Source organism: Actinomyces sp. ICM58 (genome assembly GCF_000283035.1).
Taxonomy (GTDB): Bacteria; Actinomycetota; Actinomycetes; order Actinomycetales; family Actinomycetaceae; genus Pauljensenia.
Genome location: NZ_ALIY01000195.1, coordinates 1 through 9,195 on the forward strand (window position 1 = coordinate 1; position 9,195 = coordinate 9,195).

Annotated in this window: 12 protein-coding genes and 1 pseudogene; 2 read left to right on the plus strand and 11 right to left on the minus strand. The window is 63.9% G+C overall.

From position 1 onward, the window contains the following. Positions 1-53: 53 nt before the first annotated feature. The 9 genes from HMPREF1138_RS08840 to HMPREF1138_RS11525 all read right to left on the minus strand — a co-directional run bounded on the left by HMPREF1138_RS08840 (position 54) and on the right by HMPREF1138_RS11525 (position 6,071). A complete protein-coding gene (locus tag HMPREF1138_RS08840; RefSeq protein ID WP_009058903.1) occupies positions 54-608 on the minus strand; it encodes a hypothetical protein in 555 nt (184 codons plus the stop codon). Positions 609-647: 39 nt separating this feature from the next. Continuing rightward, positions 648-1,124: a hypothetical protein gene (locus tag HMPREF1138_RS10515; protein ID WP_155887165.1), complete on the minus strand. Its 477-nt coding sequence runs from the start codon at positions 1,122-1,124 to the stop codon at positions 648-650. Between the two features lie 1,052 nt (positions 1,125-2,176). Further along, complete coding sequence (locus HMPREF1138_RS08855) at positions 2,177-2,506, minus strand: hypothetical protein (protein WP_009058895.1); 330 nt, start codon at positions 2,504-2,506, stop codon at positions 2,177-2,179. Between the two features lie 193 nt (positions 2,507-2,699). Then, complete coding sequence (locus HMPREF1138_RS08860) at positions 2,700-3,206, minus strand: hypothetical protein (protein ID WP_039937726.1); 507 nt, start codon at positions 3,204-3,206, stop codon at positions 2,700-2,702. A 75-nt stretch (positions 3,207-3,281) separates the two neighbouring features. Beyond that, on the minus strand, positions 3,282-3,623 hold the full coding sequence (locus tag HMPREF1138_RS08865; protein WP_238318636.1) for a hypothetical protein: 342 nt from the start codon (positions 3,621-3,623) through the stop codon (positions 3,282-3,284). Between the two features lie 120 nt (positions 3,624-3,743). Then, positions 3,744-4,328, minus strand: coding sequence for a hypothetical protein (locus HMPREF1138_RS10520; protein ID WP_050981253.1), 585 nt, complete (start codon positions 4,326-4,328; stop codon positions 3,744-3,746). Positions 4,329-4,452: 124 nt separating this feature from the next. Beyond that, a complete protein-coding gene (locus tag HMPREF1138_RS08875; protein WP_009058907.1) occupies positions 4,453-5,316 on the minus strand; it encodes an HAD-IIB family hydrolase in 864 nt (287 codons plus the stop codon). Between the two features lie 91 nt (positions 5,317-5,407). Beyond that, the gene (locus HMPREF1138_RS08880) at positions 5,408-5,845 is read right to left on the minus strand and encodes a hypothetical protein (protein ID WP_009058889.1); all 438 of its coding nucleotides are present in this window, start codon (positions 5,843-5,845) and stop codon (positions 5,408-5,410) included. A gap of 76 nt (positions 5,846-5,921) precedes the next feature. Then, complete coding sequence (locus HMPREF1138_RS11525) at positions 5,922-6,071, minus strand: hypothetical protein (RefSeq protein WP_009058905.1); 150 nt, start codon at positions 6,069-6,071, stop codon at positions 5,922-5,924. Between the two features lie 351 nt (positions 6,072-6,422). Between HMPREF1138_RS11525 and HMPREF1138_RS08890 the strand changes: the two genes are divergently transcribed. Continuing rightward, positions 6,423-6,668: a YtxH domain-containing protein gene (locus HMPREF1138_RS08890; RefSeq protein ID WP_009058911.1), complete on the plus strand. Its 246-nt coding sequence runs from the start codon at positions 6,423-6,425 to the stop codon at positions 6,666-6,668. A 111-nt stretch (positions 6,669-6,779) separates the two neighbouring features. On the opposite strand, the gene HMPREF1138_RS08895 is transcribed toward HMPREF1138_RS08890, so the two are convergent. Then, positions 6,780-8,147 carry an FtsX-like permease family protein gene (locus tag HMPREF1138_RS08895; protein WP_039937731.1) on the minus strand — a complete coding sequence of 456 codons (1,368 nt, stop codon included), beginning with the start codon at positions 8,145-8,147 and terminating at the stop codon, positions 6,780-6,782. Further along, the gene (locus tag HMPREF1138_RS08900) at positions 8,144-8,869 is read right to left on the minus strand and encodes an ABC transporter ATP-binding protein (protein ID WP_009058899.1); all 726 of its coding nucleotides are present in this window, start codon (positions 8,867-8,869) and stop codon (positions 8,144-8,146) included. The genes HMPREF1138_RS08895 and HMPREF1138_RS08900 overlap by 4 nt, the downstream gene beginning before the upstream one ends. A 104-nt stretch (positions 8,870-8,973) precedes the next feature. Here HMPREF1138_RS08900 and HMPREF1138_RS08905 point away from each other — a divergent pair. Further along, a pseudogene (locus HMPREF1138_RS08905) lies at positions 8,974-9,195 on the plus strand (adenosylhomocysteinase); the annotation flags it as partial.

Consider the following 9,195-nt stretch of genomic DNA (forward strand, 5'->3'; position numbering starts at 1 on the left):
GATAGGGGCGACGCGGGCACCGCGGCAGGGTAGGGCTGACGCTGATTCATGGGCTAGAGCCCCCTCTCGATCATCGTCACGATAATGCTGCCTGCGTAGAGCAGGAAGAAAACGACGAACGGCGCGACGCTCAGGCCGATGCCGATCCTGTTCATGATGAGCTGCTTGCGCGTCATGAGGCGTTTATTCGCCGATCCGCCGGCGATCAGGCCGAAGAGGACGAGGGGCGGGACGACGACCAGGAATCCAAACATCGGAACGACGGCGATCCCAGCCCGCGCCGAAGCACTCTCGTCGGCCGAATCCCATATCATCAGCACCGTCACGCCGATGATCAGGAAGATTGCTACCCAGACCGCGATACCGAGGATAAAAGCGGCCGGGATCTTCTTCGTGCTCACCTGCGTCTGCGCCCCGCCGTAGGGCTGGGGAGCACTACCCGGGTACGACTGGGGAACGCCGCCCGGGTAGGGTGCGGCGCCCTGCTGCGCGCTCCCCTGGTAGGGCGTGGCCCCCTGCTGCGCACTCCCCTGGTAGGGGCTGGCCCCCTGCGGGTTGTGCGCTCCCGGGTAGCCGCTTAGCTGCGGGCTGTTGGTCGGTACGCTCATTTGCTGATCCTTTGTTCGTTACTCACGCACGCTCATCGGCTAGGGGATCAACCATATAGTGGCAACGAACGCCACGTAGGGGGCTGCATTGAGAAGAAGACCCAGCCATCCGACGACTGTCTTTGCCTTCGGGGTGAGTGCAACACCCATAATCCCAGTCACGAATCCGAGCGTATTCACGGGACCCATGAAGATAAACGCAAAGAGCGGGAAGAATCCGATGATGTCCGCTCCGCTCGGGTCCGAACGCGTTGTGGGATCATTCATCATCTCCCACATGACAAACACTGTCGCGCCGACGATGACCAGTCCGATGATTCCGCAGACCAGGGAGATCCAGCTCGCCATTTTTCCGCCTCGTTTCTCGGCGGAAACGGCGGGCTGAGGGGGCACCTGCTGCATACCCGGGTAGGCGGGCACTCCCGGCTGAAGCCCCGGATATGGCGCTACGCTCAGCTGCGCGGGGCCCGCCTGGGTCGGCCTGCCTCCATATTGCGTGTATCCGGGCATGCTCACGGTGTCCTCCATCCAACGGGTATTTCAAGAATTGAGATTAACGGTAAGTTCCTACCCGTGCAACGGACAGCTACCCCAGCAGGGCGCGCAGCACCTGGGGTGCCCCATGGGCCAGGAGAGCCAGAACAATGATGACCCACCCTGCGATTCCACAGGAGATGCTGATCCGGTCGCCCCGCGGAGGGAAGCTCACCTGGGGTTGGGCGACATAGGTCTGAGGGTATCCCAGATAGGGTCCGCCACCCTAGTAGAACCCGCCATTCTGGTAGGGGACACCACCCTGGTAGAACCCATCACCCGGATAGAGTCCGCCACTCTGGTAGGGCATACTCCCCTGATACGGCACACTATCCCCGTTGCTGTCCGGCTGAGGATTGTTGATCGGCACAGTCATTCACTGCTCCTTGCCCTTATGTCTAGTGCGTACTGCCGTTCATCACCCAGAGGATAAAACAGATTGCGAAATAGATATATGGACTCACGTTGAGGACGATCCCCAACCAATTCAACCGCCACTTCCTCGACCGATCCGAGAGCCTCCTGATCCCGATGACCAGGCCAGTCATGTTGAGGGGGAGCATGACCGAAATTGTTATCTGCGGAATAAGGTTGACGAAAAGTAAAACTGAGTAATGGGTCTTCCCAAATTCCGTGCTGGTCAGCAGCCAAAGCCCCAGATAGGTTATCAGGTGCAGTGACCACACCGCCGCCCCGCAAGCAATGGACACCCAGTTGACCCGCGGGGGCATCTGCACCTGGGGGCCGACCGGGCAGGACTGCGGATACCCCTGGTACGGGCCAGCAGCCTGGTACGGGTTGACTCCCTGCGGCGCAGCCTGCCCGGGCGCGTAGGGAGCCGCGGGTATCCCGCCTTGATTTCCTCCGCTCCGATAGGTGTGTGAGTTCGGGGCGCGAGAATCCGACATTGTCACAATCGCTCCTTCATGAGTTGATCATCGCGGTAATACCAGCACAGCCGCACGCCCTTGCGAGCGGGCCGACGGTGGGCATGCACCCACAAACATTGTTGGACACGTGAGCTGCCCCACGGCTCAGCGGCCGAAGAGTATCGCCAGCAAGAACGGGAGGACTGTGAAAATGACGTACGGGCTCGCATTGAGGAGGATTCCCAACCAGTTGAGCTTGAGCGTCTTGGGCTTTCCGACGGCCCCCACGATCCCGGCAATGCCACCGGCGAGGTTCACCGGGCCAATGATTACCAGGGCGAAGAGCGGAAAGAAACCGATTATATCTTTGCCACTCGGGTCAGGATCGGACGCGCTAGCTCGCAGGGCCATCCACATGGCCAGCAGCGTCAGGCCGATGAGGGTCCACCCGATAATACCCAGGATGATCGACGGCCAATTCACCTTCTGAACCACGGGCCCTTGAGGCACTGGTGCATAGCCCGGAGCGATCCCCTGATATGCAGGCTGCGCGGGCACTCCCGCCTGGGGCACAACCTGCGGCGCCTGCGCTGGCTGCGCGGGAGCTGCGGGCCGCCCCGCGGGCTGCTGTGGATACGACATACTCATTTGCTTCCTCCACCTAATGGGCGCTATTCGCAGACAATAGTCATCCGAGAGCCATCACGGCGCCAGCAGCACCGGGGAAGCTCGACGTGCGAATCCAGGCAAGAAGAGCTGCAGCGATCACCCAGGGAAGAATATTCAGGCCGATACCGAGCAGGCTCCACATCCGCTGTCGGCCAGAGACCGAGGGCCCCACCTTCAGGAAGCCAGCAATCAGACCGACAAGATTGATGGGTGGCAGGAGGCATATGTATACAGCGAACGGAATGATCCATACAAAGCCACCGCCTTCGGGATGATCACTGTGCACAGCAGTGAAAACGATATAGGCGCAGTACAGGAGTGACAGAACCAGGACACCCAGTCCGATGATCGCAAAAATGAAGGACAGCCTACTGATCTTTTCCGGGACCTGGCGCTGGGGCGCCAGCGAATATGGCGCTCCCGCCTGGGGCACAACCTGCGGCGACCCTTGCGGCGCGAGCTGCACAGGCTGCGCGGGAACTGCGGGCTGCCCCGCAGGCTGCTGAGGATAAGGCATGCTCATCATGTTCCTCCTGTGTTGCACCGACATGCGGCAACGAGACTGTGAAGAACCCACACATCCCCCGTACCGAAAAGTCTTTCAAGAATTGAGACTAATGGTAAGTTCCTGCCAGCGCAACGGACAACCAGCCAAGAAGAGCGCGCAGCGCCCGAGCTCCCTGCGCCCCTCGGCTCGCGCTCGTCCCACTAACCCGGCGATAACACCGACGAGGTGAACGATCCCAGACGCGCCGACGACGGGCAGGAGGGAACGGATAAACTCGCCGTCGCTCATCACTGCAGAGTCGCCGGGAATGACGAGGTTCGCGCTGGCGCTCATCTCGTCAACAACCGAGGCTGATCGGACGATAAAGCCACCGATCATGACCGCAAGTCCCGCGAATACGCAGAACAGGGACAGCCCGTACATCCGTCGCGACATGCGTTCACGAGGTCCACCTGCGGGAACGCTGCAGTCGTTCATATCATTCTCCCCCCAGTGATCGCAGCGGCGGCCTGGTCAAGAACAAGCACGCGCCATCATTGGGCGTGCGCCAACGACCTACGACAAAAACTGAGCCACAGTCACGACAATGAACATAAGAACGAAATAAACGAAAAAGATAATGTACGGGGTCACATTGAGGATAATCCCCAGTCTGTTGAACTTCCATTTCACCGGCTTCTCCTTCGCCCTTGAGGAAGCGACGATGACACCGATGAGGTTCAACGGACCGCCGAAGCCCAGCACAAAAAGAGGATAGAAGCCGACAATATCCGCCCCGCTCGCGGACACATCCGGCGAGTGCATCAATCTCCACGCGTCCAGCACTAACAGTGCGATGAGCACCCATACACAAATTCCAAAGACGAGAGAGAGGTAGTTAACCCGCACTTTCACAGGCCCCTGAGGCATGGGCACATAGCCCGGCGCAAATCCCTGAGGTGCCGTCGAATACCCCTGCCCCGCGGGCTGCGTGGGTAGTCCCACCTGGGGCGCAACCTGCGGCGCCTGCCCCGCGGGCTGCGCGGGTAGTCCCACCTGGGGCGCAACCTGCGGCGCCTGCCCCACAGGCTGCGCGGGCTGCACGGGCTGCGCGGGAACTGCGGGCTGCCCCGCAGGCTGCTGAGGATAGGGGGTGCTCATTAGGTTCCTCCTGTGTTACACCGACATGCGGCAACGAGACTGTGAAAAACCCACACATCCCCCGTACCGAAAAGTCTTTCAAGAATTGAGATTAACGGTAAGTTCCTAGCCGCGCAACGAACACTCACCCGAGGAGAACGCGCAGCACCTGGGCAACCCCGGCCTCGTTGTTGGAGGGCGCGACGAAGCGCGCGGCCTCGATGACGTCCGCGGACGCGTTGGCCATCGCGAAGGACAGGTCCCCCTCGCTCATCATCGACAGGTCGTTTCCCGCGTCGCCGAAGACGGCGGTCTGGGAACGATCCACGCCGAGGAAGCGCTGCAGGTCGCGCACGGCGCTACCCTTGTCGACGCCGCGAATCTGCAGGTCAGCCCAGTTCGCGCCGGAAATCGCGTACTGGTGGGTGTCGGCGAAGTTGGCCAGGGTGGCCTCCGCGAGCGCCTGGACCGGCCCAATGACGTACACGGCGAGCTTGACGATCGCGTCATCGATCTCGCCGGCCTCGATCGCGTCGATGACGGCGATCTGGTCGTCGATGCGCTTCGTGCGGTGGTAGTAGGGCATGACCCCCTCGACGAAGCGGTCGTCGGTGCGCTCGACGTAGGCGAATTGCTTGCCGCACATGACCAGGCCGCCGTCGATCCCGTCCGGACCCGAGGTGGCTTCCCGCACGAGGCGGACTGCCTCGCGCATGGTGGGGGCGTCGAGGGGACTGGAGGAGACCTCGACGCCGTCGCGCATGACGATGCCGCCGTTCTCGCCGATGACGGTCATGCCCAGGCGCCCGGGGAACATGTCGATGAGGGTCCACACCTGGCGGCCGGACGCGGGCGCGAAGGTGACGCCGCGCGCGTCCATCTGGTCGAGCAGCTCGTCCATGCCGGGCGGAAAGTTCTTGTCATCGTCCAGGAGGGTGCCGTCCATATCGACGGCGGCCAGGCGCAGGTCGGCGCCCGCGTAACGCGCGGGGTCAGTGGGGGTCGTCATGCCTTCATTGTGCCCGACCGGAGGCCCGGGTGCGCGCGACCTGCGACGAGGCCGGGGCAACCTCACGGCGCCTCGTGCGGCACGCGCATGGTCACTCTGAGCGCTCCTGATCCCTCTCTTTGCCCTTTTCGAAGAAGCGCACGAGGAGGGCGCACAGGAACGCAAGCATGCCGAACGGAGCGATAAAGAGCAGCGCGGAGAAGAAGGCCAAGTTCATGGCGACTGCGGGCGGGTTACCGTCCGGATCAAAAAAGCTGGCGAGCCAGGCCAACGGCGGCAGGTACAGCATGCTTCCGATGAGGACGAAGCCCAGAATGACGCAGACGCGCACCACACTCGAACCCTGACGCCGTTTCTCGCGGATCAACTCGCCCGCGTTGTCCGCAGATCCATCGGCTAGATTGGCCCGCGCCACCTCATCGGCGGCCTTTCTTTCACGACTTTTTGCTGCCGTGCCGTCGACAGCCAGCGCCAGTAAGGCAACAAATAGGACGGGGGCAGCAAGCAGAAGAAAACCGACGAGGAACACAACACCTCCAGATGATGGAACCGACTCCGTATCGCCCGTCCGTTCCGTTCAGGAGAACGCCGAGGTCGGCTCAGAACTACCACCATAGCGCAACGGCCGCAGCCGGCAGCATCGCGACCACGAGGGCACCGAGCCGCGACAAGCGCCGCGCACCCATGGACAGTGACGATCGGGTCGAGGCCGACAGGGAGAAGATCTCCTCGTCGAGCTCGGTTCGCGTGCGCACGCTCGGACGCGCGGCGGGCGGGTATGAGGGCGGCGCGGGGACCGGCGACGCACGGCTGGCCTGGTGACCTGCACTCCTCGCGCGGCCCCACCGACCCCCTCCGCGTGCGAGTACTGGGAAGGCGAGCGGTACACGATGTCTCCATTGACGTGTGCGGTGTAAATGGCGCAATCCTAGCACCCATGAGGCGCGCGTCACACGTGTTTGATTTCTTTAATGTCAAGCAACTTGCGCGCGACCACAAATCGTAAAAAATTTACACACTGACACAAATGAGCTGTCGATCACAGCTCATGTTACAATAGTTGGGTTCGTTCAACCGTCGAACGACCCTACTTCGAGGAGAGAATTATGAGTCTGGAAGATCTGGCCAAGAAGGCTGAAGAAGGCTTCGAGAAGGTCGTTGACGCGGCCAAGGAGAAGGCTGAAGAAGCCAAGGACAAGCTTGCTGAGCTCGCTGGCGACGCCAAGGACAAGGCAGAAGACGCCAAGGACAAGGTCGAAGAGGCCGCCGAGGATGCCAAGGACAAGGCAGAGGAGATCGCCGACGACGCCAAGGACAAGGCAGAGGACGTCAAGGACAAGCTCGAGAAGTGAGCCACCAGAAGGGGGGCGAACCAAGAGGTTCGCCCCCCTTCTCCATACACTCACACCCCGACGGTTTTACATTCCCCCGTAGCTCGGACCACGTGACTAGCGACGAGCGCTCTACTCCCGCCCCTCGCGCACGCTCGCGAGGATTCGGCGGCGCAGCGGGACGGTTGCCTCGGAGGCAACGACGATGAGAATGACGCCCACAATCGCCGAGGCGAGCGCAATGAGGAAGCCCTTTCCCGCACCCGCCGCAAGCATCGGCGACATGAACACCATGCCGAGCAGCATCGAGCCGACGATCATGACGAACGCGGGAATCGCGACCTCGAGGCGACGGCTGCGGTCCATGAAGCCGCGCGGCGACCCCATGTAGGACAGGGCGCGCACCTGGTCAGCGGAGTCGAGGACGCGGATCGACTGGTTGACCGCGGTCGACACAGCTCCCAGCGCGAGGGTGATCGCGAAGGTGAGCAGCATGCCCCGGTTGATGTCGCCGATGACGATAAGCGCGATCTCGTCGGTCCTGTCCCCGCTCATCGAGATCGCATCACTCGCCGGATACATGATGCCCACGAGGAACCCGACGAGGGCAACCGCCCCGAAGGAGCGCCACACGGCGCGCGGGTCGTCGGCCATGCGGCGCCCAGCCACCATCATCTGAGGGGTGCGCGAGGCCCGAGCCATGATGCGCCCCATGAGGCTGATCGACCAGACGCCCACCAGGTTGACGATCAGGAAGATCGCACCCATGAAGCCCATGAACACGGCCATGCCGATAGCAGTCCCCAGGTTCATCGCGAGGGTGCCGACGCTCAGCCAGAGGACGAGGAGGACCAGTCCAAGGACGGGGCCGACCGCGCTCACACGACCCGCCTGGCTGCGGCGAGCGACGCCCAGGGGCGTGATCGCGACCTTGCGCATGGCCAGCCACGAGGACAGGGCGGCCAAAAGGATCATGGCGAGCCCCTCGACGAGAAGGGCCACGACCCCCACCCACATCTCGCTGGCCCCCATCGGGCGTCCCTGGAAGGACAGGGCACCCCACGCGGGCAGTGTCACGGCGTACAGGATCGATCCGACGACGACGCCGACAACCGCGAACACGCAGGTTTCGAGGATGCAGGCAAGCTTCGTCTTGCCCGGCGCGAGGCCGACGAGGCGCAGGACCGCGAGGTCACGCTCACGCCGACTCATGCCCAGGCGCGCGGCCGCCGCACCCATCGAGATGATGGGGACGATCAGCAGGGTGGCCGCGAAGTACGCAAGCATCACGTAGAAGGACGCCATCCCGTCGAGGCTCGAGGGATCGTCGGCCGTGGCCGACGTCGCGGCGACGGCTGCCCGCGCCCCGAAGGCCATGACGCCGCCGGTGACCGCGAGCAGGAACGCGTGCGGCAGGGCGAAGGCAGCGACCGTGAGGACACTCGTCGCCCGGTCGCGTGACCGCAGGAGCGCTCCGGCGGCTGTGCGCACGGCGCTCATCGGGCCACCCCCTGGATGGGGGCGCCACTGCCTCGGGCCTCGAGGGAGATGCGGCCGTCGCGCACGTGGATCGTGTGCGGCAGGCGCGCGGCGACGGCGGGGTCGTGGGTGACGAGGACGAGGGATGCGCCGGTGGAGGCGCAGGCGCTCGTCAGGAGGGCCATGACCTCACCGCCGGTTGCCTGGTCGAGGGCGCCCGTGGGCTCGTCCGCAAAAATCACCGAAGGATTGGTGGCGAGCGCGCGCCCGATCGCGACGCGCTGGGCCTGGCCGCCCGAGAGCTGGCCGGGGCGGTAGGGGCCGGCGCCGTCGAGGCCGAGGTTCGTCAGGATCTCGCGTGCGCGGGCGATGGCCTGCGATTTGGGCGTGCCCGCGAGCATGAGGGGCATCGCGATGTTCTCCTGCGTGGGCAGCTCGGGCAGGAGCTGGCCGTCCTGGAACACGAAGCCGAAGCGGCGCAGGCGCAGGTCGGAGAGCACCCGCTCCGACATGGTCGTCATCTCCTCGCCGTCGAGCATGATTGACCCGGAGCTGGGGCGCAGCACGCCCGCCAGGCAGTGCAGGAGCGTGGTCTTGCCGGAGCCCGAGGGACCCATGATCGCCACCTGCGTGCCCTGCGGGAGGGTCAGGTCGACGCCTGCCAGGGCGTGGACGGGCGTGTTCCCACGCATGTATGTTTTCGTCAGTGCTCGGGTCACCAGACCCGCCGTGTCGTGTGTCATGTGTGAACGATAGGCCCGCAGCCCCGCGCGTTTCTATGAGGGACCGCCCTGGTCGCCCCCTGGCTCATCCCCGACACTGACGCCACAGTTGCTACGTTTGACGCATGAACAGCGCCCTGGATCCACTCGCCGCCCAGCTGCTGCTACGCGCCTACGCGCGGGCCACGAACATGCTCATCGCGGGGCGCTCCTTCGCGACGGACGACCCGACGCTCGCCGCCCTGCTGCGCGCCTTCGGCGCCCACGTGCGCCCGCTGTCGGACGCCGAGGGGACCCCGGCCTCGCCCCCGGTCGTCTTCTCGCTCGAAGAGGACGCGGCCCCGAGG

What these genes read in the sequence shown, in the direction of transcription:
- HMPREF1138_RS08890 (WP_009058911.1), top strand. Translation starts at nt 6,423, where the DNA reads ATGAGTCTGGAAGATCTGGCCAAGAAGGCTGAAGAAGGCTTCGAGAAG.
- HMPREF1138_RS08875 (WP_009058907.1), bottom strand. Translation starts at nt 5,316, where the DNA reads ATGACGACCCCCACTGACCCCGCGCGTTACGCGGGCGCCGACCTGCGC.
- HMPREF1138_RS08900 (WP_009058899.1), bottom strand. Translation starts at nt 8,869, where the DNA reads ATGACACACGACACGGCGGGTCTGGTGACCCGAGCACTGACGAAAACA.
- HMPREF1138_RS08895 (WP_039937731.1), bottom strand. Translation starts at nt 8,147, where the DNA reads ATGAGCGCCGTGCGCACAGCCGCCGGAGCGCTCCTGCGGTCACGCGAC.
- HMPREF1138_RS08840 (WP_009058903.1), bottom strand. Translation starts at nt 608, where the DNA reads ATGAGCGTACCGACCAACAGCCCGCAGCTAAGCGGCTACCCGGGAGCG.
- HMPREF1138_RS08860 (WP_039937726.1), bottom strand. Translation starts at nt 3,206, where the DNA reads ATGATGAGCATGCCTTATCCTCAGCAGCCTGCGGGGCAGCCCGCAGTT.
- HMPREF1138_RS08865 (WP_238318636.1), bottom strand. Translation starts at nt 3,623, where the DNA reads ATGTCGCGACGGATGTACGGGCTGTCCCTGTTCTGCGTATTCGCGGGA.
- HMPREF1138_RS10520 (WP_050981253.1), bottom strand. Translation starts at nt 4,328, where the DNA reads ATGAGCACCCCCTATCCTCAGCAGCCTGCGGGGCAGCCCGCAGTTCCC.